The following is a 24,152-nucleotide window of genomic DNA, read 5'->3' on the forward strand; positions in this document are numbered from 1 at the left end:
TGACCAAGGCGCATGAGGTGTTAGGTGTTGGGTCTCGCAATATCGCAACTGAATGACAAGGAAAAGCAGATGGCAAAGCTCGCATTTTTGGGACTTGGGGTAATGGGCGGTCCAATGGCCGGGCATCTGCAAAAGGCGGGCCATGATGTGACCGTCTATAACCGCACCGCCGAAAAGGCGCATGCATGGGCCAAGTCATATGGTGGCACCGCCGCGTCAACACCACGCGAGGCCGCAAAGGATGCTGATTTTGTCCTGGCATGTGTCGGCAATGACGATGATTTGCGCTCGGTCTGTCTGGGCGATGAGGGCGCGTTTGCGGGCATGACCAAAGGCGCGGTATTTGTCGATCACACCACTGTTTCAGCCGCCGTGACCCGCGAACTTTACGAGGCTGCGGATGCAGTACAGATCAGTTTTGTCGACGCACCCATATCCGGCGGTCAGGCCGGCGCGGAAAATGCGCAATTGTCGATCATGTGTGGCGGCGATCAGGGGGCGTTTGACCGCGCACAGCCGGTGATGGACGTCTATTCAAAGATTTGCCGGCGCATTGGCGACAGCGGCGCGGGCCAAATGACCAAGATGTGCAATCAGATCGCCATCGCGGGCGTGGTGCAGGGCTTGTCCGAAGCGCTGCATTTTGCCGAGAAGGCGGGCCTTGATGGCCGTGCAGTGGTTGAAGTGATCAGCCAGGGGGCCGCCGGCTCGTGGCAAATGGCCAACCGCTATGAGACGATGCTGGACGACAAGTTTGACCACGGTTTCGCTGTGGATTGGATGCGCAAAGACCTCGGCATCTGTCTGGATACCGCCGATGAAACCGGTGCCAGCCTGCCCATCACCGCGCTGGTCGATCAATTCTACAAGGATGTGCAAAAACTGGGTGGTGCACGCTGGGACACGTCCAGCCTGATCAAACGGTTGCGGGCAATGGGGTAGCGGTTGCTAGGTTTTGCTTGTATTGGTGGCCCCACTTCCAAGGTCTGCTTAGAGCCCTAAGTCACTGATGCTGCAGCCTGCATGAATGACGGGTCTGCATACAAGGCTGTTGGCAATGCTAGATTTGTTGTAGTGGTAGTTCATGACACCTGAGCATCTAAGAACACGAACGCCTGAACAACTCGAAACAATTATTATCCGCCATCGCGAAGCCGGGAAGATGGGCGAGCCTCTTTGCGTCAAAGCGATGGCCGAGTTGTCAACGCGAACTGTTAAGGGCTTCAATTTAAAGCTGGCGGTTGATCATCTGATCGAAGCGGCAAGAACGGAAACGCCCACCGACTTTAAGCAGATTGCGATTGCGTCAGGTGTGTTCGATCCGGATACGCAGAAGTGGGGCCAATGGGTGAACAGCGCGTTGAGCCTTGATCGGATGTGCATATATTGCAGGTCTCACAACTTGCCGCAACTTACGGCGATGCTCGGCAATGCAGGTGGCAAGGTAAACGATGCTGTTACGATAGGCTTCTTAAAAGGGCTGGACGCAGCAGGAATTGATTACAAGGGCGAACCGAGAGCGATTTATGACGAGCACCGGTTAGCTTGCATTCAATGGGCCAAGTCAGCATGAGCAACGCTGCCCAGATTACGGGCAACTGTGCGATTTATCATGTCGCGGCAAAGCTGTCGCGACTTGCATGGGCGGTGTCAATGACGACTCGTAACGCCCGCGGTGCAGACATGTTTGCGGTCAACAAGGACGAAAGCGGTGTCCATCCGATACAGTCGAAGGGCCTCTCAAAAAAGTCCGCTGTGCCTCTTGGCACTAGTTTAGAACGGCTGCGGTCAAGGTGGTGGGTGATCACGGTAGGAGCCGGGTCAGACACGCCCGTTTGCTATGTACTGACTTTGGACGAAGTGAAAGAGCACGCGAGTCAAGACAACGGCAAAAACCGTGCGTTCTGGCTTGAGGCTAAGAATTACATGCTGCCTGAATTCGAAGAGGCCTGGTGTAGGCTTGGCGACCCGGCTGGTGAGGAAATCCCGCCTATGACTGCCACAGGCTTTGATGTGGGCGAAGTGATCGAAGAATACAGGCATGGCAGAGTAACTGCCCGAAAACACGTCAGCGGTTCCTTCACAACCTTAGTGGATGGAGTGACGCAGCCGGCGCGGCAGCATTTGATCACAATCCGTGACGAAATGGGTTTGCCGGATAAGGCAAACAACACAACGCGTTCTCTAGGCGCACAAATTTTCGGTTCTTTATAGCTTTTGGCCCAAAATGCTTTTGCACAAAGCAGTCATTGGCGTAGCCGCAGCGAAAGCTAACTTTGTCCGCACAGCCGGTATTATAGCGAACAATTCAGACACATCTGATAAAAAAGCGGACAAATAAATCGCCCGCTTCCAAAAGCATGATCTTCTCGAAAGAAGTTACGGAATAATCCGCGAATATTTGGTGCCCTCCAGCGTCGCGCCAATGCGCAGGCCGGCCCGACCAAAGACCGCTGCCAGAACCGGGGCCAGGACGGTGGTTGTGTCTGCGGCCACGCTGTCGCCCTTGTCAGAGATCACGTATTCCAGATCGGCACCCGCCGCCCAACCGGGGGAACGGCGGAAATCGGTCAGCGCCTGTTCGGTCATGAAAAACAGCACATGCGCATATTGCTGCGCGCCGATTTGCAGACCACCGGATGCCTTGGTCACGGAATAATAATCAACGGTGGTGTCATTAACGCGCAAGGCACCCCGACCATAGGCACCGCCAAAGCCCAGACCCGCTTCTGTCACCAGCGGCATGACCAGCAGGCCATTGGCCTTGGCGGCAAGGTTTTGGGTGTTTGGAAAGCTGCGGTACATCTCTGACAATGTCGCATCGACCCGCGCATCAATCATCGCCCCACCGCGACCGCCCACGCCGTTGCCGCATGCTGCGGTCACGCCCACACTTGCCAACGCGCCAAAAGTGAATACGCGCCGCGAGAAAATCGGATTTTTCATCATGTACTGCCTGTAATTGTTGCCTGCTGCCGGTTCGCCCGACTTGTCAGGAACATTAAGCAAAAATATGCCGGTTGTCATGCGTTTTGGGGCAGGTAACGATAAAGTTGGCGGATTAGTGCCTTTTCATGGGGAAAAGAACCAACGCGAGGACGGCTAAACGGACGAAGTCGCCGTTATTCGTTGAAATCTGAACGTCCGCATCTGCAATATTGGGAACCTATGATGCCCGGGCAAGATGGTGTTTTGGCGAGCAACCGAATTTGCGGGAATAGTCCCGGCTAAAGTGTGTGGGGCTCTCGTAGCCAACTTCAAAACTCGCAACGGAAACCGAAGGGACGCCCTTTGCCAAAAGCGCGCGCGCTTGGATCATCCGCAAGTCCTTTTGATATTGTAGCGGTGTGGTTCCAGTCACTGATTTGAAGTGTTCGTGAAACGACGACTGGCTCATGCCTGCTATTTGGGCGAGGTCACCCACCACCAATGGGTCGCAAAAATTAGCTCTGATTTGCTGAATTGCTCTGGAAATACGGCTGGCATGGCTGTCCACCGACAACAGGTTCCTCAACATGCCGCCAATCGGCGACATAAGAAGGCGAAAGTGTATTTCCTTCAGGATCATCGGCCCGAGGACCTGCGCATCCAGCGGCGCGTCCATCAAATCGAGGTAGCGTTCCATTGGCTCTATCCATGCGGGATCGGCCGCGCTGGCTGAAAGGGACGTTGCATGATGGGCTTCTGATACCGCTTCGCCAACCTGTTCATAGAGACTGCGTAGGACACCTAAGTCGAGGGAAAGTATGAGCGCTCGATAAGGCGTTTCCGGGCTGGCTTCGGTGATCTTTGACACCACTGGTAAGTCATGGCTGACCACGAGAGCGTCGCCCTCAGCAAGAGACACGCGCCTGTCGCCGATATGCATTTCTTTCTTTCCCTGTAGAATTAGGCAGATGACAGGATTGTAGACGACCGCCTCGAACGCACTGACTTCACGGCGTTGAAATACATGCGCAGAGGGAAGAACTCTGCCGGAATGCTTGCTTTCTCTTAAAGCAAGCTCTGTTGCCAGCTGTTGTAGTTTTTCAAAAGACATCGCGGCCTCCTCGTCTCATCCATAACAAATCCCCTCGTTGAAATCACGCTTTATGCCGAATGATTGGAGGAATTGGCAGATATGACGGAGAAATTGGCAGGACAGGACCCGGCCCAACTCCTAGCTTCTCATCGAGCAAGATAACGCGCGGAGCACCTCATGTCTGGACCAACAATCACCTTTCCATTGAACTCTGAGACGGCCATCCCGGCGGTCGGCTTCGGCACCTATCTGATCTCAAACGACGATGCTGAGTTGACGATCAGTTCCGCCATCGCAGCGGGCTACAGGCACATCGACACTGCCTCCGGTTACCGGAACGAAGAAACCGTCGGTGCCGGGATCAAGAGTGGTCTGCATAAAGAAGGCATTGCACGCGCCGATCTGTTTGTGACCGCCAAGCTTTGGCCCGGAAATCCGGCTTGGGGCGACGCGCCCAAGACCGGGGAGCAAACGCTTGAGGAGTGCGACGCAAGCCTTGCGCGTCTTGGATTGGATTATGTGGACCTCTATCTTATCCACGCCCCCTACGGCGGTAACATGCGGCTGGAACAATGGCGTGCCCTGTTGGAACTGAAAGCGCGCGGAAAAGCCCGATCCGTCGGGGTGAGCAACTTTAATGAGGGCCATCTTGACGAGATAAAGGCCGCTGGCTTGCCAATGCCCGATGCCAATCAGATCGAATTGCATCCTTGGTCCCAGAAACCGAAACTGCTTTCCTATATGAAGGCGCACGACATTGCGCCGATTGCCTATAGCAGCCTCGTGCCGCTCTCGACATGGCGGGTCGAAAAAGGGCAGGACAGCGCCAAGACCGACGATATGAAAGCGGATAGCACCGCGTTCAAAGCCATGGCCGAGAAATACGGTGTTTCAGAAGCGCAGCTTCTGCTGCGTTGGGGGGTGCAGAATGGGTATGCCGTGCTGCCCAAAAGCCTGAACCCTGACCGGATGCGACAAAACATCGATCTGTTCTCCTTTTCCATTGATGAGGCCGATATGGCGACAATGGCAACTATGGACCGCGGCGAGGGTGTGGCTTGGGCGTCTGGCGACCCAAGCAAGTAGACGCGGCCTCTTTCCTGCCTGCAAATCTTTTAAAACCAGACGCAAATGGAGCGATCATGAAACGATCTTGCCTTATCACCTCGACTTTTCTTGCCGCACCGCTGTTGGCGGTTGCGCTAGGTGCGCCGCTGTCCGCAGAAACCTCGTGTGACGCGACCATGATGAGCGCCAGCATCGCCCAGCTGAGCGCGACCCATGCGACGGTGAACACATCGGTTCTCATTGATGCCGCGGCCGCAGATGTATGGGCAACCCTGACGGATTTCGAAAACATGGCAAGTTGGAGCACCGGCACGTTGCAAACCATGACCGGCGACATCAAAGATGGTGGAAATGTGGTGATCACCTTCATCTTTGGTGTCGGCGAAAACGGTCAACCGAATTCGAACGAAATTCCACATACGCTGATCTATCAAGAGGGCGAGAAATTCGGTTGGTCTGACCCTTTCCCGGAGGATATCGGCGGCGGTCGCGATAATCATATCTATCGTGTTGAGACTTGCGGGTATCAGACCTTATTCATTCAATCAGACGAGGTTGTCGACAATCCATATGCCACGGATTTCGTCGCGCAGCTTTTACCCATGTATCAAATTTTCAACGCAGAGCTGAAGGCCGTCGTGGAAAACTGATCCTGGTATGCTAGCGACGTAAACCTTTTATGAGAGGGCTTCGCGCCGCCAATCATAGCGGACATTCTTCACGCTGAAGAAACCGCGTAGGTCTGGCCTCAAACCAGCCATTCACGCAGACAATACTTTTGCCGCGTCCGGTGCAAAATATGTCAGCACCCCGTCGCAGCCAGCGCGTTTGAACGCCATCAGGCTTTCCATCATCACCCGCTCTTCATCGATCCAACCGTTCGCGCTGGCGGCTTTGATCATCGCGTATTCGCCTGACACCTGATAGGCAAACGTCGGTGCGCCAAATGCGTCTTTGACGCGCCGGCAAATGTCGAGATAGGGCAGGCCGGGTTTGACCATGACCATATCCGCCCCTTCGCTGAGGTCGCGCGCCACAAGACGCAGCGCTTCATCACCATTGGCCGGGTCCATCTGATAGGTTTTCTTGTCGCCGGTCAGCGCGCCCGACGCGCCCACCGCATCACGGAACGGGCCATAGAACGCCGAGGCATATTTGGCGGCATAGCTCAGGATCATCACATCTGAATGCCCGGCACTTTCAAGCGCGTTGCGGATCGCGCCAATCCGGCCATCCATCATGTCCGATGGCCCAATGATATCGGCCCCCGCGTCGGCCTGCGCCAGCGCCATCTTGACCAGTGCCTCGACGGTGCGGTCGTTCACGATGATACCATCCTCCACAAAACCGTCATGGCCATTGATGTTATAGGTGTCCAGTGCCACATCGCTCATCACCGCCATCTGAGGCACCGCAGCTTTGATCGCACGGATCGCGCGGTTGGCGGGGTTTTGGGGGTCCCAGGCCCCGGCGCAATCTTCGGTCCGGTCGGCAAGTCCGCTGTAGGGAAAGACGCACATCGCCCCGATCCCCAGATCGGCAGCGGCGCGCGCGGCCTCGGCCACCTTATCCACGGACCGCCGCATCACGCCGGGCATCGACGGCACCGGTTCTTCAATGCCCTCGCCACTGCGCGCAAATACCGGCCAGATCAGATCCCCAACCGACAGGGCATTTTCACGCACCAAAGCCCGGATGGCGGGGGTCGCGCGGGTTCGGCGTAAACGCATAGCGGGAAAGGGGGCGTGAACAGGGTGCATGCAAAAATACCTCAAATGGTGGCCACCTTGGCTTGCCACGAAAAATCACGCGCCTCAAGGGTAGGAATTGCCGCAAACCCCCGCTATGACGACCGGACTTTGCCAATGATGGACGCCAAACCTTGGACTGGTATCAGATACTTTTTGAACTGATTGACATGCGATCCTTCTCGAACCTGTGGTTCTGGATCGTGCTTGCAGTTGTGTGGTCAACTGCCAGCCACTGGGTGATTGGCGTGCCCTATGACATGGTGTTGCGCGCGCGCAGACAAGGTGGTCAGGCGCAGGTCGACCTTGAAGACATGGTGCGCATCATGGTGAACCGGATGATGTACATCGCCCAGCTGTCGGGCCTGTGGTTACTGGGTTTCGGGTGCTTTGGTCTGACCATGCTGGGGCTTCTCGCATTTTACTACAATATGGAATTTGCACAGGCGGTGTTCTTGCTGGCCTTTCCGCTGTCGATTGTCGGCATTCTGAGCATATCGACCGCGCGGCTGATCCAGCTTGAGGATGCCAAGGGCGAACGGTTGCACAAACGCCTGTTACGGCATCGTCTTTACACCCAGATCATTGGGATGGTTGCGATTTTTGTAACGGCCCTGTGGGGCATGTATCAAAATATGGCAATTGGCCCTCTTGGTGGTTGACAGCGCGCCCATCGGTGCCAAATGAGGCCCCATGGCTGAACAGACCAAAATCACCCTTTCCGGCACCCCAGAAGGTTATGACGCAAAGGCAATCCTGGATGAGATTGCCAAAAAGGGCGTGCCTGTCGTGCATGTCGCGCGCGATGACAAACGCATGGCGGCGATGCACGCGGCGTTGCGGTTTTTCGCACCTGACATGCCCGTGGTCACATTTCCCGGCTGGGATTGTCTGCCCTATGATCGGGTATCGCCCAATGCCGATATTTCCGCACAACGCATGGCCACGCTGGCCGGGTTGGTGCATGGGATGCCGGACAAATACATCCTGCTGACAACCCTCAACGCCGCAACCCAACGCGTGCCTGCGCGCGCGATCCTGCGCGATGCCGCGTTCAGTGCCCAGGTGGGCCACCGCATTGACGAGGCGGCCTTGCGCACATTTCTGGTGCGGATGGGATTTGTCCAAAGCCCCACGGTGATGGAACCGGGTGATTATGCCATTCGCGGTGGCATCATTGATATCTATCCGCCCGGTGATCTGGGCCCGGTGCGTCTGGATCTATTTGGTGACACATTGGACGGGGCGCGCCGATTTGACCCGGTCACGCAGCGCACCACCGAAAAACTGGACTTGATTGAGCTTGCCCCGGTGAGCGAGGTTATATTGGATGAGCCCGCAATCACCCGGTTTCGGCAGAACTATCGCATTGAATTTGGTGCGGCAGGCACCGATGATCCTCTTTACGAGGCAATCTCGGCGGGGCGCAAACATCAAGGTGCCGAACACTGGCTGCCATTCTTTCACGACGATCTGGAAACGCTCTTTGATTACGTGCCAGGTGCCACGGTCACGCTCGATGATCAGACAACGCCCACGCGGTTGGCCCGCTGGGACAGCATTGCGGATCAATATGAAACTCGGCGTTTGGCGATGGCGAACCGGTCCAGAATGGACAGCGTTTACAAGCCAAGCCCACCCGAAGGTTTATACCTGACCGATGAGGCGTGGTTGTTGGCCACAGCGGACCACCGGTTGATCCAGTTCAACCCATTGCCACAACCCACGGGGCCAGGGGTGTTGGACACTGGCGCGCGGATCGGGCGCAACTTTTCCCCAGAACGGCAACAGGAATCCATCAGCCTTTTTGGGGCCTTGGCAGCGCATATTAAAGCGAAACTTCAAGACGGGCCGGTACTGATTGCCAGCTATTCTGAGGGCGCGCGCGAACGCCTGACCGGGTTGATAGAGGATGAAGGGTTGGCCGAAGCCATTCCGATATCCAATGCCAAACGCCTGGGCAAACGCGGGCTGCATCTGGCGGTCTGGGCGTTGGAACATGGATTTGAGGCACCGTTTGGTGAGGGCCAGCTGACGGTCATTTCCGAACAGGATGTGCTGGGTGACCGCCTGATCCGCGCTCCCAAACGCAAGCGCCGCGCCGAGAATTTCCTGACCGAAGCACAAAGCCTCACACCCGGCGATCTGGTTGTACATGTGGACCACGGCATCGGCCGATACCACGGCATGGAGGTAATCACCGCCGCCGGGGCCGCGCATGAATGTCTGGTGCTTGAATACGCAGAAAAATCCAAGCTTTATCTGCCGGTTGAGAACATCGAACTGCTGTCAAAATACGGCCACGAAGAAGGTCTGCTTGATCGGTTGGGCGGCGGCGCATGGCAGTCGAAAAAGGCCAAGCTCAAGGAACGCATCCGCGAGATGGCCGATAAGCTTATTCGCATTGCTGCCGAACGTGCCCTGCGCAAGGCCCCGGTCTTGGAACCACCGCCCGGCATGTGGGACGCATTCAGCGCGCGTTTTCCTTATACCGAGACCGACGATCAATTGCGCGCCATTGGCGACGTGATTGATGATCTGACCAGCGGCACGCCGATGGATCGACTGATCTGTGGGGACGTGGGATTTGGCAAAACCGAAGTGGCCATGCGCGCCGCGTTTGTCGCGGCCATGTCAGGGGTTCAGGTGGCGGTCATCGCGCCCACGACCTTGCTGGCGCGCCAACATTACAAGAGCTTTGCCGAACGGTTTCGCGGCTTTCCAATCAACGTGCGCCAGCTCAGCCGGTTTGTCAGCGCCAAGGACGCCGCATTGACCCGCGATGGCATGGCGCGCGGCACCGTGGACATCGTGATTGGCACCCATGCGCTGTTGGCCAAAGGCATCCGGTTTCAGAACCTCGGCTTGCTGGTCATCGACGAAGAGCAGCACTTTGGCGTCGGCCATAAAGAGCGCCTCAAGGCATTGCGGACGGACATTCACGTGTTGACCCTGACCGCAACACCAATCCCACGCACCCTGCAACTGAGCCTGACAGGGGTGCGCGACCTCAGCATCATCGGCACACCGCCCGTCGACCGACTGGCGATCCGGACGTATGTCAGCGAATTCGACACCGTGACACTGCGCGAAGCCCTGTTGCGCGAACATTACCGCGGCGGGCAATCATTCTATGTGGTGCCGCGCATCAGTGATCTGCCCGAGATTGAGGAATTCCTCAAATCGCAACTGCCTGAACTGAGCTATGTGGTGGCGCATGGTCAGATGGCGGCGGGTGAACTGGACGACCGCATGAACACCTTTTATGACGGTAAATATGACATCCTGCTGGCCACCACGATTGTTGAATCCGGCCTCGATATCCCCACAGCGAACACGATGGTCATACACCGCGCCGATATGTTTGGTCTTGCACAGCTCTATCAGATCCGGGGCCGGGTAGGGCGCTCCAAAACCCGCGCCTATGCCTATCTGACCACCAAACCACGGGCAAAACTGACCGCCACCGCCGAAAAGCGTCTGCGGGTGCTGGGCTCACTTGATACCTTGGGGGCCGGGTTCACCATCGCATCGCAGGACATGGACATTCGCGGGGCCGGAAATCTGCTGGGTGAAGAACAATCAGGCCAGATGCGCGATGTTGGCTTTGAAATGTATCAAAGCATGCTGGAAGAAGCGATTGCCAAGATCAAAGCGGGCGAAATGGAGGGCCTGAGCGAAGCAGATGATCAATGGGCCCCGCAGATCAATCTGGGTGTGCCGGTGTTGATCCCCGAGGCATTCGTCCCCGATCTGGATGTCCGGCTTGGCCTTTACCGCCGCCTGAGCAGCCTAAGCACCAAGGTCGAGCTGGAAGGTTTCGCGGCCGAATTGATTGACCGCTTTGGCAAGCTGCCACGCGAGGTGAACACATTGATGTTGGTGGTGCGGATCAAGGCGATGTGCAAACGCGCCGGCATTGCAAAACTGGATGGTGGGCCGAAGGGGGCCACGATCCAGTTTCACAACGACAAATTCGCATCACCCGAAGGGTTGGTGTCGTTCATTCAGGATCAACGTGGTTTGGCAAAGGTCAAAGACAACAAGATTGTCGTGCGCCGGGACTGGAAGAACGATGTCGACAAGATCAAAGGCGCATTTGCCATCGCCCGTGATCTGGCAGAGCACGTGATTGCCAAGGAAAAGACGATCGCAAAGCGCGGATAAACCGGCACCAACGATGGCCCGTTCTAGACTGGCATATTGTCAAAAAAATCTTCTTCCTCGTCGGCGGTGCTGACAGCCGCGTATCTTGGAGGTCTCTTTTGGTTAAGCAAATCGTGCAGGCGTCTTGCCAGCGTTGCTTTCTCCTGGTCACTGGCACGCGACAGGATGCGTTCCAAAGCAGAGATGTTGTCATCGAGGGTTGTGGAGGTCATGGCAGTGTCCCTTTTGATGCAGATTAAGCAGATCATTCGGGTCAGGCGAACATGTCATTTCAGCAGCGCAGACGTGGACCTGACCAAAGCAACAATATGCAGCAAGTTGCGCGCTTAAGCTGAATCATATCAACCTGAAAGTGAATCAAAAGTTAATCTGGCAGTTATCCGCCCATTAAATGGGCACAGATGGCTCGGGCCTGCGGGTTACGCTGCATTTGAGGTTTGCTGCGCCTCCACGCGGCCCATCTGCAGCATGAGTGCAAAACCGACCGCTGCCATAAACAGCACCGACATGACCAAAGGCGTTGTGGTGCCATCGAACAATGCGCTGATTGGCACAACCACCAAGGCGGCAATGACTGTTGAGAAAGCCCCCGTGACCGACGCCGCCATGCCAGCGATATGGCCCATCGGTTCCATCGCGATGGCATTCAGATTGCCCAAGGTCAGTCCGGCCTGAAAGAACAGACAGGTCTGCCAGACCACAAATGCCACAAAGCCATAAGGCTCTGTCAGGCTTGCAAGGCTGAACATCAGCATCGCCCCGGACAACAGGATTTGCGCCCCCAGCGTGATCGTTACCAACCGACGCATGCCATAGCGGACAACAAGCAGCGCGTTGATGATACTGGCGCTGCCCGCCACAAGGGCGATGCCGCCGAACCAAAACGGAAAGCTGGTGGAGCGGTCGAAGACCTGAGAATAGATCGGTTGCACCAGCATCAGTGTGATAATCAGCATCGACATCGCAAGTGTCTGCACCAGAATGGATATCCGCACGGTGGGGTGGCTGAAAATCTCGACCACAGCAACCCACATCAGGCGCAACCTGAGCGGGCGACGGCGCTCGACCGGCAAGGTTTCAGGCAGGCGGATGGCCATCCAACCAGCAATTGTCACCGCAAAGATGATAAACGCCAGAAAAATACCGCGCCACCCGGATACGGAAATGATCAGCGCCCCAATCGCCGGTGCAAGCACAGGAACCAGCGTAAAGACCAGCATCACAAACGAAATGATCCGCGCCATTTCACGCCCTACAAACAGATCGCGAATGATCGCGGCGGACACGACCCGCGGGCCGGATGCGCCCAGCCCCTGAAAGATGCGGGCAATCAGCATGATCTCAAGGGTGGAACTGTACCAAGCAACGGCCGCAGAGATGATGTAAATTGCAAGACCGACAAAAACGACTGTGCGCCGTCCATATGCATCGGAAAGCGGGCCTGCGACGAACGTCCCGATACCCATGCCCAGAAAGAATGCCGTGAGGATCAACGGCGCGCGTTGCGCCATATCAGGGGCAAGTTCTGCCGCGATTTCAGGCAGTGCAGGCAACATTGCATCCATCGAGAATGCTATGGTCGCAAACAGCATTGCGATCATCGCGACAAATTCAACACGGCCCAATTTGAAATTATTGTCTTTAAACGGCACGCAACGCTCCGAAAAATAATCGGGCCATTTGTGACGCGACTTGGCGTCAGACTTAACCTAAGGTTGCGCGCTGCACAATCAACAAACGTTAATTATGCCAAAGCTGTATGGCGTGTCCCCAAATGGGCATTCACCTCTTCATGGTCCGGCAGGTAATGCACTTGGGTAATATCACGCAAATCATCACACTGACCGGCCCATGCAGCGCGTATCGCAAGAACAGAAACATTGTAGTTGATCACGTCGGTATGCTTTTGTTCAAAGCTCTCTTCCGTAATGACACGAGACACGAACCGGCATTTGTCCAGCATTGCCCGGCGCATCTTAAAAGACTGCAGACAAGGGTGCCCTTGAAGCTGGGCGAAATTATCGCTGGCGCAACCAACGATCAATTCATCCCCAAGTGCCGCCAGACCGCGCAAAAGTCTGATGTGATTCTGGCCAAACTGATCAAAGCGACCGTATGTCAAAATGACACGGTGTCGGCCTGCAATCTGGGTCACGGTGTTTCTGTTTCCGAGGACGCGCCAGAACAGGGGCCCGTTTCATTGCGCCAAACGGCCTTGATCGCGCGTGCCGTGCCGGATTGCCCGCCGATCGTGTCAAACGATCGCCCAAAGGCCCCAACTGCCACAGATCTTTGATGTTCAGATGGACGTATTTTGACCACCGCGTCCGGTGTTGTGTGCTCGTCTGCCATATTACCCGCTCAATTTTTTATTGGATGGAGGCTTTTGCCCCTCATTGACACCAGACTACGGCAACATTTTCTCAGACGCAAAAGGAAATTGGGTATTTCACTGCGGCGGCTGTCCCCTGGGGCCGTCACATTGGTCGCTGATTATTGCTGTTGCGCAGCGATTTCCGCGATCACCTGTGCCCAAAGCTCTGGCGATTGCGCACCGGGGACGGCGTGTGTGCCAGCAACGATGAAGGTGGGGACCGAAGTGATGCCCATCTTGCGGCTGTGCGCATCGCGATCCCGAATGTCCTGGGAGTCCACATCCGTTTGCAAAAGCTTTGTGGTGACGGCGGCGTCCATCTCGATGCTGTCAGCGATATCTGCCAGAACCTCGACATCACCGATATCACGGGCATCGACAAAATAGGCCTTGAAAAGCGCGGATACCGCCGCTGTCTGACGTCCTTCAATCCCCGCCCAATGGATCAGGCGGTGGGCATTGAGCGTGTTTGGCGTGCGCTTCATCGCTTCGAAATTGATGGTCAGGCCCGCCGCCTTGGCGTGTTCGACAACCGGCGCATAGGCGCGCACCGCACCTTCCTTGCCGCCAAATTTCCCTTCCAGATACGCGCGTCTGTCCATGCCTTCGGGCGGCATATCGGGGTTCAGCTGAAAGGGATGCCATTCAATGACAAACGGATGGTTGGGGTGCTCCGTCAGTGCGCGGTCCAGATGCGCCTTGCCAATATAGCACCACGGGCAAATCGGGTCGGACATCACATCAAGCTTGATCGGTTCACGCATGGTTCTGAGCCTCAAATGCGGCCCTGAGGGACCGTCGCAGCAATTTGCCATTGGCACCCAAGGGCAACGCTGGCAGGTGAACATAAAGACGCGGCTGTTTGTAACGCGCCAGCTTGCTCCGGGCATAAAGGTGCAGGGCGGCCTCGTCCAGTGCGGCGGTGGCGGTATAAAAAGCCGCGATCACAAACACATCCGGTTTGATCTGCACCTGACAGACCCCGATACTGTCCACGCCGGGAGCATCTGCCAATGCGGCCTCAACCTCAAGGGGCGATACCCGAAAGCCACCTGCGTTCATCATGTCATCGTTGCGGCCCAGATACGTGATCTGGCCTGTTGCGTCCATCACGCCTTGGTCGCCCGTCAAGAACCAATCACCCTGAAAGCGTGCCGCAGTTTGATCAGGCGCGCCGAGATAGCCCAGCATCAGTCCCGGATCACTGCGGTGAATGGCGATGGTGCCGGGGGTATCTGCGGGCTGAGGTCCATCATCGCCCATGATTGCGACCAGGCGGCCCGGTTGCGGTCGTCCAATCGTGCTCCCAGTGGCCGGGGCACTGGGGCTGGCCGAGATAAAGGTCGAACATTCCGACATGCCAAAGGCTTCATAAACGGCGGTTCCGGTGGCCTTTTCCCAAGCTGCCCTGACGGTGCCCGCCATTTTTTCACCAGCACTCAGGCCATGTCGCAGATGCGGCAAATTTGGCGGCAGTTCCTGAGCTGCCAGAACGTGCCGATACACACCCGGTGCCGCGGCAAAAATCGTCGCCTCGTGACGCGCCAGTAAGGCAGGGATGTCATCGGCTAAGGTGCCGGGTGCCGGGATCAGCGCCGTTGCCCCGATTGTCCAGGGGTCCATCAACCCGGTGCCAAGCGTATAGGTCCAATTGAACGCGCCTGCGTGCAGCACCCGGTCCGATTGGCGCAAGCCATACCAGCCGTCAAACATCATCTGCCGCGCCCATATGGCACGGTGCGCGTGCATCACAGCCGTGGATTTGCCCGATGTGCCCGAGGTATAGATGATATAGCCAAGCCGATCCGCATCCCCCATGTGCCAGTCGGCAGCGGGCAAGGCCCACATGGCCTGCAACTCCGGCACAGTCAGGATGCAACCGAACGCGGGGCAGGCGACCTGCGCATCCCGCAGAATGGCGCGGGGGTTCAGATCGTCGATGATCTTGACCACCTCAGCTTCTGTCAGCGCTGCAGAGGTCGGAACCGGCACCATGCCGGCGGCCAATGCGCCCAAATAGCAAAGCGGGAAATCAACGGTATTGCCAAGCCGCATCAACAGGGTGTCACCGGGGATAAACCCCGCACGGATCAGCCCGGTGGCAATGCCACGCACCGCACGCTCGACCGCACCGAATGTCCAATCCTGATCGCCATCAGGCGACAGCAGTGACAGGGCAACTTTGTCGCGCAGATCATCCGCCCGCGCCAGCACATGCGCCGCCAGATTGAACGGGCTGGGGCAGGGGCCAAAGGGGCTGGATTGCAGGGGTTCTGACATGCCCCCCGCGCTAGCGCAGCATCGTGCGCGTTGCAAGAGAGCACACGGGCCGCTATAGCCACCATCATGAGCGTTGAGAGCCCAAAAACCCTGATCCAGGTTGCCCGCACGTCTGGCGAAACTGACGTGGTGCCCCCCATCGATCTGGGCGCGCGGGTCCGCGAATTGCGCAAGGCGCGCAAATGGACGCTTGAACAGGCGGCAAAACAGGCGGGCCTTGCGCGGTCCACTTTGTCCAAGATCGAAAATGGACAGATGTCACCGACCTATGATGCGCTGAAAAAGCTCGCGGTGGGGTTGGAAATTTCGGTGCCGCAACTGTTTACACCCCCTGCGGCGGACAAGATCACCGGGCGCATGGCCCTGACCAAATCAGGGGAAGGGGCGGCCAAGGCCACCACCACCTATGAACATGAACTCTTGGCCGATACGCTGCGCAAGAAACAGATGTTACCCTACCGCGCCCTCATTCGGGCCCGCGCCATGGAAGAATTTGACGGCTGGGTGCGCCACGACGGCGAAGAATTCCTCTATGTCCTGACCGGGGTCATCCGGCTTTACACAGAATTTTATGAACCCGTGGACATGCGCCGTGGTGACAGTGCCTATTACGATGCGGCAATGGGGCACAACGTCATATCAATCAGCCATGAAGATGCGACCATTCTCTGGGTCACGTCCCTGGTCTAGCTTTTTGTCATTGTTCGTCGAACAACGCCTTGAGGGCGAAATGACCAATGCCCACCGCAACCAGCTGCGCCACGATAAAGGCCGGAATATGTGCCGGATTGATGCCCGCGAACGTATCGGAAAACCCGCGTGCAATGGTGACAGCCGGATTGGCAAAACTGGTTGAGGCGGTGAACCAATAGGCCCCGGTGATATAAAGTGCCACCAGGGTTGGTACGGCTTCGGCGCGCGCCTTGAGGCCGCCAAAGATCACCATCAGCAGGCCAAAAGTCGCAATCATCTCTGACAGCCACTGCGCGCCGCCTGTTCGGTGCAAAGTCATCGACCATTGCCAAACCGGCAGTTCAAACATGAGGTGCGTGACCAACACGCCGATGATCCCGCCCATGATCTGAGCCGCGATGTATCCCAGCATATCGCGCATCGGCATGCGACCACGCAACGCAAAGGCCAGGCTTACTGCAGGATTGAAATGCGCCCCGGAAATCGGCCCCAGAACCGCGATGATCACATAAAGCATGCAGCCCGTGGCAATCGCATTGGCCAGAAGTGTGATCGCCACATTGCCTTGCGCCAGCGACGCCCCCATCACGCCAGAGCCAATGACAGAGACCAGCAGCAGCGCGGTGCCAAGCCCTTCGGCGACCAATCGGCGGATCATGCGATCAACCCGCTTGTGTTCAGGTGGTCCTGCAGGGTGGCACGGTCCATTGTTTCTAGTGGGGCGGCCAAGAACGCCTCTGCGCGGCGCTGCAATATGTCAAAGGCATCTGCAAATGCAGCTTCTGCCTGATCGGGGGATGCGGCGGCAGGGTCTTCGACACCCCAATGCGCGCGCAGCGGTGCGCCGGGCCAGATCGGACAGGTCTCTGCGGCGGCAGATCCACACACGGTGATCACAATGTCCATCTCGGGTGCATCGTCAGTGCCAAACTCATCCCAGCTTTTTGATCTGAAGCCAATCGTGTCATGCCCCTTGGCGCTGAGCAGAGCGATGGCATGCGGGTTCACCTGACCCGCTGGCTGGCTGCCCGCGGAATAGGCGGTGACACGGCCCTTTCCATCATGGTTAAGCAGTGATTCCAACAAGATGGAGCGGGCGGAATTGCCCGTACAGAGGACAAGGATGTTCATGTGGTACAACGCGCCTTTGGAAAGATAGAAGGATACCTAGTCGCCTATCCGCACGACGTTACGGTTTTATGACACTCAGCCTTTGGGCTCCCACCACCAAACCTCGGGCATGAAATTCGGGCCATCGCCATAGATCGGCAAGGTTTCGGGGTATTTCATCTGGGCGTCATGCGCGATCAACCCCTCGTTATATTGCCAGAACGGGATCACATAGCGGCCCGCCGTCAGGACTCGGTCAAGCGCACGCACGGCAGCGGTGAAATCCGTCGCATCGCGCGCCGACAGCATCGTGTCGATCAAGGCATCAATCGCAGGTGATTTAACCCCCATCAGATTGCGCGATCCGGGTTGGTCAGCGGCCTCTGAGCCCCAATAGAACTTTTGTTCATTGCCGGGGCTCAGCGACAGCGCACGGCGAAAGGTGGTCATGTCGAAGTCAAACTCGTTGGTGCGTGCCACAAACTGCGCATCATCCACTGTTTCGATCTCGGCCGCGATGCCAAGACGGTTGAGCGCTTGCAGGTACAGCTCGGCGATGGCGAGATCCTGACTGCTGCCTTTTGACATGAGGATCTTGAACGACAACGGTGCGCCATCCGCGCCGCGCATGGTGCCATCCTTGGCGGAATATCCGGCGGCCTCCAATTGCTTGAGAGCCAACCGGATGCCCGCACGGTTGCGCACTGAGCCGTCGGCCACAGGCAAAGCGTAGCCGTCGATTGTGCCGGGCAACAACTCATCTGCAAAGGGTGCCAGCAATGACGCGACCTCGGTCGGGGCCGGACCGGGCTGCATCGCCAGTTGGGAATTGGAATAATAGGACGAAATCCGCGGCAACGCGCCGCCGGTCAATGTCTCGTTGATGTATTCAAAATTGAACGCCGCAATCAGCGCATCACGCACCCGCCAGTCGTCAAAAGGTGCACGCCGGGTGTTCATCACAAAACCGGTCATGCCGGATGGCTTTTGATGGGCAAAGCTGGATTTGACCACGTCACCACGTTCAATGGCAGGAAAGGTGTATTGGCTGGCCCAGGTCTCGGCGTTGAATTCGCGCACCGCCGAAATCTCGCCTGCTTTGAACGCCTCAAAAAGCACCGCGGCATCGCCGTAAAAATCGATGACGATCTGGTCAAAGTTGTTGGTGCCTTTGCGAAACGGCACATCGACCCCCCAATAATCTGCGTTCCGGTCCAGCACCACTTGCCGACCCGCCTGATAGTCGCGGACGACGTAGGGGCCAGAGCCAATCGGGATCTCAGCCAGCGGGGCATTGGCAAAATCCTTGCCATCCCACTGGGCCTTGGAAAGGATCGGGCGCATGCCTGCCAAAAGCGCCAACTCACGGTTGTCGGTGTTGAAGGTGAACCTGACAGAACGCGGGCCGGTTTGTTCAATCTTTTCAATCTGCGACCGCAGCCCGTGGTATTTTGGGTGCCCAACAGTGCCGAGCGTGTCGTAGGAAAAAATCACATCTTCAACCGTAACGGGAGAATCGTCGGAAAAGCGGGCGTCCTCCCGCAACGTGAATTCGACCCAGGACCGGTCATCGGGTGTCTCAACCGATTCGGCCAAAAGACCATAAAGAGCAAACGGTTCATCCCAGGATCGGCCCATCAGGCTCTCGTGGGTGAAGAATGACAACTGCCATGGCACCGTGCCTTTGCGCACGAACGGATTGAGGCTGTCAAAGCCGCCCGTATTGCCAAGGGTGATCTTGCCGCCCTTGGGGGCATCGGCGTTCACATAAGGCAATGACACAAAATCAGGTGGTAGGGCAGGGTCACCGTACATAGATATCCCATGTTGAGGTTCTGCCGCCGCCATCGCACCCCAGAGAATCAGTGAAGAAACGCCCGCAACGCACCGCATCTTTTGGAAAATATTTATTGCCATTATTGCAACAATCCCGCTCAGCCCTTGTTTCATTGAGCCAATCCATAACCGGGGATTCTAGTGTAATCAAACTTTTAACTTGGCGCGCGGCGACTGAGCGCTTATAAGGAAGTTACTGCTCGATAGGTTTCTTGCCTGTATGAAACCTGCCTCAATAACTTAACGCCAGCTTCGTGCTGGCGTTTTTTTTTTGGCACCCTGTTACCTTGGTCTGCGACACGCCACGCAATTGTGCGTTCCCTTTGCGTGTGCGGCAAGGCATGATGCACATGCAGCATAAAGACAAGGAAAAGACCCATGGCCTATACAATCGACCTCAGCGGTAAAACCGCGGTGATCACCGGATCAAACTCTGGCATTGGCCTTGGTATCGCATGGGAACTGGCCCGCGCCGGGGCGGATATTGTGCTGAACTCTTTCACCGATCATGACGAAGATCACGCATTGGCCAAAAAGATCGCGAACGAGACCGGGGTCAAGGCGCGCTATATCAAAGCGGACATGTCCAAGGGCGACCAGTGCCGGCAGTTGATCAAAGACGCAGGTGTCTGCGATATTCTGGTGAACAACGCCGGTATTCAACATGTCGCCCCGATCCCCGATTTCCCGGTTGAGAAATGGGATGCCATTATCGCGATCAACATGTCATCGGCGTTTCATACCACCGCTGTTGCCCTGCCAATGATGCGCGACGCGGGCTGGGGCAGGGTGATCAACATCGCCTCGGCGCACGGGCTGACCGCGTCACCCTTCAAAGCGGCCTATATCGCGGCAAAACACGGTATTGTCGGATTGACCAAGACCACGGCCCTTGAGACGGCCAAAGAAGACATCACCTGCAACGCGATCTGTCCGGGCTATGTGCTGACCCCAATCGTGGAAAAGCAAATCCCCGACACGATGAAGGAATACAACATGACCCGCGAAGAGGTCATCGAAAACGTGATGCTGACCCGCCAGCCCAGCAAGGAATTCGCAACGGTTGAACAGATGGGCGGTACAGCGACATTCCTCTGCTCTCATGCGGCGGCTCAGATCACCGGCACGACAATCAGTGTCGATGGCGGATGGACGGCGCTGTAGATGGCCAAAAAACGCATCAATCTCGCGCTTCAGGGGGGTGGCGCGCATGGTGCGTTCACCTGGGGTGCGCTTGATCGGTTGCTTCAAGATGATGACATTGAGATTTGCGGGATATCGGGCACATCGGCAGGAGCATTAAATGGAGCAGCGCTCAAGGCCGGGATGATCACCGGTGGTCGGGACAGCGCGCGCGAAAATCTGGCGTGGCTGTGGGCGCAAGTATCAGGCGTCAGTGATTTGCGTATGGCCTATTGGATGGCTCCTTTTGGGGTTGGGGCCTTAAGTCAGGCGATGGAATATTCCTTGCCACAGGCGCTGTCGAACACCCTGACCAGTATCACGTCGCCCTATGCCTACGGGCCGTTCTACCGCAATCCGCTGTCCGATATCGTGGCAAAGTTTGACTATGAGAAAGTGTGCAACAGGATTGGTCCCTTGCTGTTTGTCTGCGCCACGCGGGTGCGCAATGGCAAGATCAAGGTTTTCAGTGGCGATGAAATCACCCCCCAAGCCTTGATGGCATCGGCCTGCCTGCCAACCGTATTTCAGGCCGTTGAGATTGACGACCCCAGCACCGGGCGCCGCGAAGCATTCTGGGATGGAGGATATACCGGGAATCCCGCGCTATTTCCCTTTTTTGGCAATGATTTGCCCGACGATATCGTGGTGATCAACATCAATCCACTGGAGCGCGACAGCATCCCCAAGACACCGCAACAGATCCAGAACCGGATCAACGAGATCAGCTTTAATTCAAGCTTGCTGCGAGAACTGCGCGCCATCGAATTTGTGCAACGATTGCTGGACGATGGCACAATCCCGCAAGGAAAGATGGCGCGGGTCAATGTTCACATGATCGCAGATGATGCGCTGATGGAACAATTGTCAGTGGCAACCAAGATGACACCAAACCCAGCGGTCATTGCCAGCCTCAAAGAAGCAGGGTTCAACGCGGCGGATCAGTTTCTGGCCAATCATGGCCAGGATATCGGCAAGCGCAGCTCCACTGATCTGCCGGGCATGTTCAGTTGACGGTTTCTTCCGTCTTCTGCTGTTCCTTGGCTTTGACGTTTTCCACCAATTTCAGCAGATCCTGCTGTCCATTCGGATCAGGCAAGCCGCTTGGGTAGACAAGCCCGGCTGAAATCACCAGTTTCGCGGAATCCTCAACGCTCATGTCCAGTTCAATCACGTCTTTCTTGGGGACAAACAGCAAAAAGCCGGACGTAGGGTTGGGCGTGGTAGGTAAAAAGACCGACATCACCTCGCCCGACGGGTCCGATTTTTCGGCCACTTCGCCCTTGGCACTGGTCGATATGAACCCAAGCGCCCAGATGCCCCGCCGTGGGTATTCGATCAGACACGCCGTTTCAAAGCTGCGCTCGGACTGGGCAAAGATCGTCTCGGAAATCTGTTTGATCCCTGAATAGATCGTGCGCACCACCGGGGTGCGTTCAACAAGGCTTTCCGCGAACCTGATAAAAGAGCGGCCCAAGAGGCCCTTGGCGGTCCAGCCGACGATGATGGTAAAGATCAAAAAGATCACAACGCCAAGGCCGCGCACGTTGATCTGCGACGACGGATCGAGGCCAAAGAAGTCCTGAATCATCCGGTCGGGGTGATAGGCCTGGGGCACCAGCGGCAACACCCAGCCGTCGATCCAGCCGACCACCGTCCAGATCAGCCACATGGTCAGGCCAACCGGCGCAATAACCACCAGACCGGTCAGGAATGATGCGCGCAGCCGACCGACCAGACTGCGGCGGTGTTGGATGGGTTGTTCAGTATCAAAGGGCGTGTTCATGGATCGTCGTTGTCCGTATTGGAATCCAATATAGCTAAGTGTTTTGGTGGCCTGCTACAATAACCGAGCCATCAACAGTGTGTAATAGCTTTATTCAGCATTCAAATATGCCGCAATTTGCGACGCCAACCGTGCGTTGTTGCGCACCAAAGCGATATTCGCCGTCAGTGACCGCCCTTCCGTCAGTTCAAATATCCGTTGCAACAGATAGGGCGTGACCGCCTTGCCGCTGATCCCATGGGCATTGGCATCCCTATGGGCTTGGGCAATCACCGGTGCCAAGTCAGCAGCAGGGATTTCGGCGTCCTTTGGGATCGGGTTTGCGACCAACTGTCCCCCCGGCAGGCCCAATGCAGCGCGGGTCTTATGCGCCCGTGCTATGTCGGCAGGGTCATCCATCCGCAACGGTGCCTTGAGCGGTGATGTCGCGCTCCAAAAGGCTGGAAAGCTGTCCTGCCCGAAGGCAATCACCGGCACCCCTTGGGTTTCGAGGACCTCAAGCGTCTTGGCCACGTCGAGAATGGCCTTGGCCCCGGCGGCGACCACAGTCACGGGGGTCAGACCCAGTTCCATCAGGTCGGCCGAGATATCAAAACTGTTTTCGGCCCCTTTGTGCACACCGCCAATGCCGCCCGTGGCAAAAACAGCGATGCCCGCCAGATGGGCCGCGATCATTGTGGCTGCAACGGTCGTCGCACCTGTTCGACCCGATGCAATGCACACGGCCATATCGGCCCGGCTGAGCTTTGCGACACCTTTGGCCTGCGCCAGGTCACTGAGCTGATCCGCGTCCAGCCCGATATGCAACGCGCCATTGATAACGGCGATGGTCGCAGGTGTCGCGCCGGATGCGCGCACATCCGCTTCGACCTGTTGTGCGACTTCAAGGTTTTGCGGATAGGGCATGCCATGGGTGATGATGGTGCTTTCCAGCGCCACAATGGGCGTCCCGTCCTTGCGGGCCTTGGCCACTTCGGCGCTGAAGGTCATGGGAAATTTACTCATATTTTGGTCTCTCCAGATACATAAAGGGCGGCGGCCTGCAGCGCATCGTGCAAGGCATCAGCAGCGCTTTGGCCTTTCAGTTCGGCGGCAATATGCGCTGCCATGAACGTATCGCCAGCCCCAGTGACACGGGCAACATGCACAGGCGGCGGGCTTTGGGTGATGACATCGCTGCCCTCGGCCAAAGTGGCGGGGTTGCCACCGTTGGTCACAACCGCACGTGCCGCCCCGCGGGCCAGCAAACCCGTCGCGGCCTGGGTGGAATCGGTAAATCCGGTCTGACACAGCAGCCCGGCCTCTTCGAGGTTCACGTAAAGCGTGCCGCGCCGCGCTTGCAAAAACGGGCTAAGCCGCAGCGCCTTGCCGGGGGATGCCGGGGCCACACGCAGATCTGCTTTTGCCATCAAGGGGCTACGCGCCACCTGAGACAACAGATCCAGCGTCAGATTGCCATCCAGAGCAACCGCACCAGTGTAGGGCGCGGGCAGGGTGCCATCCGACAGGGGTCGCAAAATCTTGTCACCCGCCGCCTCCAGCGAATGGGCGTCTGCGATCGCTGCGATCAACCCGTTGGCACCTTCGACGGCCATGTAGCGGTCTGTGGGCAGATCATCGGAGCGATAGACGTAATCGGTGATCAACCCGCGTGTGGCACAAGCGCTGATCAACTCATCGCCTTCAGCGTCACGGCCCACCGCGCTGAGCAATGCAGGCGTCAGCCCGAAACGCGCCAGCGCCATGCCAATATTAAGCGCAACACCGCCGGGCAATCGCGTGATCCGTCCCGGCATGTCAGAGCCTTGGCGCATGGCCGTTTCAGAACGGCCAATGACATCCCAAAGGACAGAGCCGATGCATAAAATGTCAGGTGTGTCAGTCATG

General features: G+C 57.1%; 25 protein-coding genes. 10 read left to right on the top strand and 15 right to left on the bottom strand.

Translation table 11 applies throughout. The annotated features are described in order from the left end of the window. The first annotated feature begins 69 nt into the window (after positions 1–69). The 3 genes from C1J02_RS10785 to C1J02_RS21070 all read left to right on the top strand — a co-directional run bounded on the left by C1J02_RS10785 (position 70) and on the right by C1J02_RS21070 (position 2,214). Entirely contained in the window at positions 70–942 is an 873-nt protein-coding gene (locus C1J02_RS10785) for an NAD(P)-dependent oxidoreductase (protein ID WP_114880512.1), read from the top strand. Between the two features lie 142 nt (positions 943–1,084). After that, complete coding sequence (locus tag C1J02_RS10790; protein WP_114878584.1) at positions 1,085–1,573, top strand: hypothetical protein; 489 nt, start codon at positions 1,085–1,087, stop codon at positions 1,571–1,573. Next, positions 1,570–2,214: a hypothetical protein gene (locus C1J02_RS21070; protein WP_205389797.1), complete on the top strand. Its 645-nt coding sequence runs from the start codon at positions 1,570–1,572 to the stop codon at positions 2,212–2,214. Before C1J02_RS10790 ends, C1J02_RS21070 begins: the two co-directional genes overlap by 4 nt. Positions 2,215–2,379: 165 nt before the next feature. Here the strand turns inward: C1J02_RS21070 and C1J02_RS10800 are convergent, their stop codons facing one another. Next, positions 2,380–2,946: a YSC84-related protein gene (locus C1J02_RS10800; protein WP_114880513.1), complete on the bottom strand. Its 567-nt coding sequence runs from the start codon at positions 2,944–2,946 to the stop codon at positions 2,380–2,382. 220 nt (positions 2,947–3,166) lie between these two features. Beyond that, positions 3,167–4,039 carry an AraC family transcriptional regulator gene (locus C1J02_RS10805; RefSeq protein WP_114878585.1) on the bottom strand — a complete coding sequence of 291 codons (873 nt, stop codon included), beginning with the start codon at positions 4,037–4,039 and terminating at the stop codon, positions 3,167–3,169. 159 nt (positions 4,040–4,198) lie between these two features. Here C1J02_RS10805 and C1J02_RS10810 point away from each other — a divergent pair, with 159 nt between their 5' ends. Beyond that, positions 4,199–5,107, top strand: a complete 909-nt coding sequence (locus C1J02_RS10810) for an aldo/keto reductase (RefSeq protein WP_114878586.1) — start codon at positions 4,199–4,201, stop codon at positions 5,105–5,107. A 56-nt stretch (positions 5,108–5,163) separates the two neighbouring features. Next, on the top strand, positions 5,164–5,739 hold the full coding sequence (locus C1J02_RS10815) for an SRPBCC family protein (RefSeq protein WP_114878587.1): 576 nt from the start codon (positions 5,164–5,166) through the stop codon (positions 5,737–5,739). Between the two features lie 111 nt (positions 5,740–5,850). Here the strand turns inward: C1J02_RS10815 and hemB are convergent, their stop codons facing one another. Then, complete coding sequence (hemB, locus tag C1J02_RS10820; protein ID WP_114878588.1) at positions 5,851–6,849, bottom strand: porphobilinogen synthase; 999 nt, start codon at positions 6,847–6,849, stop codon at positions 5,851–5,853. A 122-nt stretch (positions 6,850–6,971) separates the two neighbouring features. On the opposite strand from hemB, the gene C1J02_RS10825 reads away from it, so the two are divergent. Both C1J02_RS10825 and mfd read left to right on the top strand, forming a co-directional pair. Then, entirely contained in the window at positions 6,972–7,499 is a 528-nt protein-coding gene (locus C1J02_RS10825) for a component of SufBCD complex (protein WP_114878589.1), read from the top strand. Positions 7,500–7,530: 31 nt separating this feature from the next. Beyond that, entirely contained in the window at positions 7,531–11,004 is a 3,474-nt protein-coding gene (gene mfd / locus C1J02_RS10830; protein ID WP_114878590.1) for a transcription-repair coupling factor, read from the top strand. Positions 11,005–11,027: 23 nt separating this feature from the next. On the opposite strand, the gene C1J02_RS10835 is transcribed toward mfd, so the two are convergent. The 6 genes from C1J02_RS10835 to C1J02_RS10860 all read right to left on the bottom strand — a co-directional run bounded on the left by C1J02_RS10835 (position 11,028) and on the right by C1J02_RS10860 (position 15,658). Next, entirely contained in the window at positions 11,028–11,216 is a 189-nt protein-coding gene (locus C1J02_RS10835) for a hypothetical protein (RefSeq protein WP_162798304.1), read from the bottom strand. 207 nt (positions 11,217–11,423) lie between these two features. Continuing rightward, entirely contained in the window at positions 11,424–12,605 is a 1,182-nt protein-coding gene (locus C1J02_RS10840; protein WP_114880514.1) for an MFS transporter, read from the bottom strand. 143 nt (positions 12,606–12,748) lie between these two features. Further along, positions 12,749–13,159 carry an adenylyltransferase/cytidyltransferase family protein gene (locus C1J02_RS10845; RefSeq protein WP_162798305.1) on the bottom strand — a complete coding sequence of 137 codons (411 nt, stop codon included), beginning with the start codon at positions 13,157–13,159 and terminating at the stop codon, positions 12,749–12,751. Next, positions 13,156–13,356: a hypothetical protein gene (locus C1J02_RS10850; RefSeq protein ID WP_114878593.1), complete on the bottom strand. Its 201-nt coding sequence runs from the start codon at positions 13,354–13,356 to the stop codon at positions 13,156–13,158. The genes C1J02_RS10845 and C1J02_RS10850 overlap by 4 nt, the downstream gene beginning before the upstream one ends. Positions 13,357–13,497: 141 nt before the next feature. Further along, a complete protein-coding gene (locus tag C1J02_RS10855; RefSeq protein WP_114878594.1) occupies positions 13,498–14,142 on the bottom strand; it encodes a DsbA family protein in 645 nt (214 codons plus the stop codon). After that, positions 14,135–15,658, bottom strand: a complete 1,524-nt coding sequence (locus C1J02_RS10860; protein WP_114878595.1) for a class I adenylate-forming enzyme family protein — start codon at positions 15,656–15,658, stop codon at positions 14,135–14,137. Before C1J02_RS10860 ends, C1J02_RS10855 begins: the two co-directional genes overlap by 8 nt. 66 nt (positions 15,659–15,724) lie before the next feature. Here C1J02_RS10860 and C1J02_RS10865 point away from each other — a divergent pair, with 66 nt between their 5' ends. Next, positions 15,725–16,348 carry a helix-turn-helix domain-containing protein gene (locus C1J02_RS10865; protein WP_114878596.1) on the top strand — a complete coding sequence of 208 codons (624 nt, stop codon included), beginning with the start codon at positions 15,725–15,727 and terminating at the stop codon, positions 16,346–16,348. A gap of 7 nt (positions 16,349–16,355) precedes the next feature. Here C1J02_RS10865 and C1J02_RS10870 read toward each other — a convergent pair whose 3' ends face one another. The 3 genes from C1J02_RS10870 to C1J02_RS10880 form a co-directional block, all read right to left on the bottom strand. Next, positions 16,356–17,009 carry an MIP/aquaporin family protein gene (locus C1J02_RS10870; protein ID WP_114878597.1) on the bottom strand — a complete coding sequence of 218 codons (654 nt, stop codon included), beginning with the start codon at positions 17,007–17,009 and terminating at the stop codon, positions 16,356–16,358. After that, complete coding sequence (locus tag C1J02_RS10875) at positions 17,006–17,482, bottom strand: arsenate reductase ArsC (protein WP_114878598.1); 477 nt, start codon at positions 17,480–17,482, stop codon at positions 17,006–17,008. Before C1J02_RS10875 ends, C1J02_RS10870 begins: the two co-directional genes overlap by 4 nt. A 75-nt stretch (positions 17,483–17,557) precedes the next feature. After that, positions 17,558–19,276 (bottom strand): extracellular solute-binding protein, encoded by a 1,719-nt coding sequence (locus tag C1J02_RS10880; protein WP_114880515.1) that lies wholly within the window; start codon positions 19,274–19,276, stop codon positions 17,558–17,560. 399 nt (positions 19,277–19,675) lie between these two features. On the opposite strand from C1J02_RS10880, the gene C1J02_RS10885 reads away from it, so the two are divergent. Continuing rightward, the gene (locus C1J02_RS10885) at positions 19,676–20,461 is read left to right on the top strand and encodes a 3-hydroxybutyrate dehydrogenase (protein ID WP_114878599.1); all 786 of its coding nucleotides are present in this window, start codon (positions 19,676–19,678) and stop codon (positions 20,459–20,461) included. Then, positions 20,462–21,493, top strand: a complete 1,032-nt coding sequence (locus C1J02_RS10890) for a patatin-like phospholipase family protein (protein WP_114878600.1) — start codon at positions 20,462–20,464, stop codon at positions 21,491–21,493. On the opposite strand, the gene C1J02_RS10895 is transcribed toward C1J02_RS10890, so the two are convergent. The 3 genes from C1J02_RS10895 to C1J02_RS10905 form a co-directional block, all read right to left on the bottom strand. After that, the gene (locus tag C1J02_RS10895) at positions 21,486–22,265 is read right to left on the bottom strand and encodes a DUF502 domain-containing protein (RefSeq protein WP_114878601.1); all 780 of its coding nucleotides are present in this window, start codon (positions 22,263–22,265) and stop codon (positions 21,486–21,488) included. The two genes, C1J02_RS10890 and C1J02_RS10895, sit on opposite strands and share 8 nt — an antisense overlap. A 90-nt stretch (positions 22,266–22,355) precedes the next feature. Continuing rightward, positions 22,356–23,270 (bottom strand): pseudouridine-5'-phosphate glycosidase, encoded by a 915-nt coding sequence (locus C1J02_RS10900; protein ID WP_114878602.1) that lies wholly within the window; start codon positions 23,268–23,270, stop codon positions 22,356–22,358. Then, positions 23,267–24,151 carry a PfkB family carbohydrate kinase gene (locus C1J02_RS10905; RefSeq protein WP_114878603.1) on the bottom strand — a complete coding sequence of 295 codons (885 nt, stop codon included), beginning with the start codon at positions 24,149–24,151 and terminating at the stop codon, positions 23,267–23,269. The genes C1J02_RS10900 and C1J02_RS10905 overlap by 4 nt, the downstream gene beginning before the upstream one ends. Between the last annotated feature and the right edge of the window lies 1 nt (position 24,152).

It is taken from the genome of Sulfitobacter sp. SK011 (assembly GCF_003352065.1).
In the GTDB taxonomy this organism is placed as follows: Bacteria; Pseudomonadota; Alphaproteobacteria; order Rhodobacterales; family Rhodobacteraceae; genus Sulfitobacter.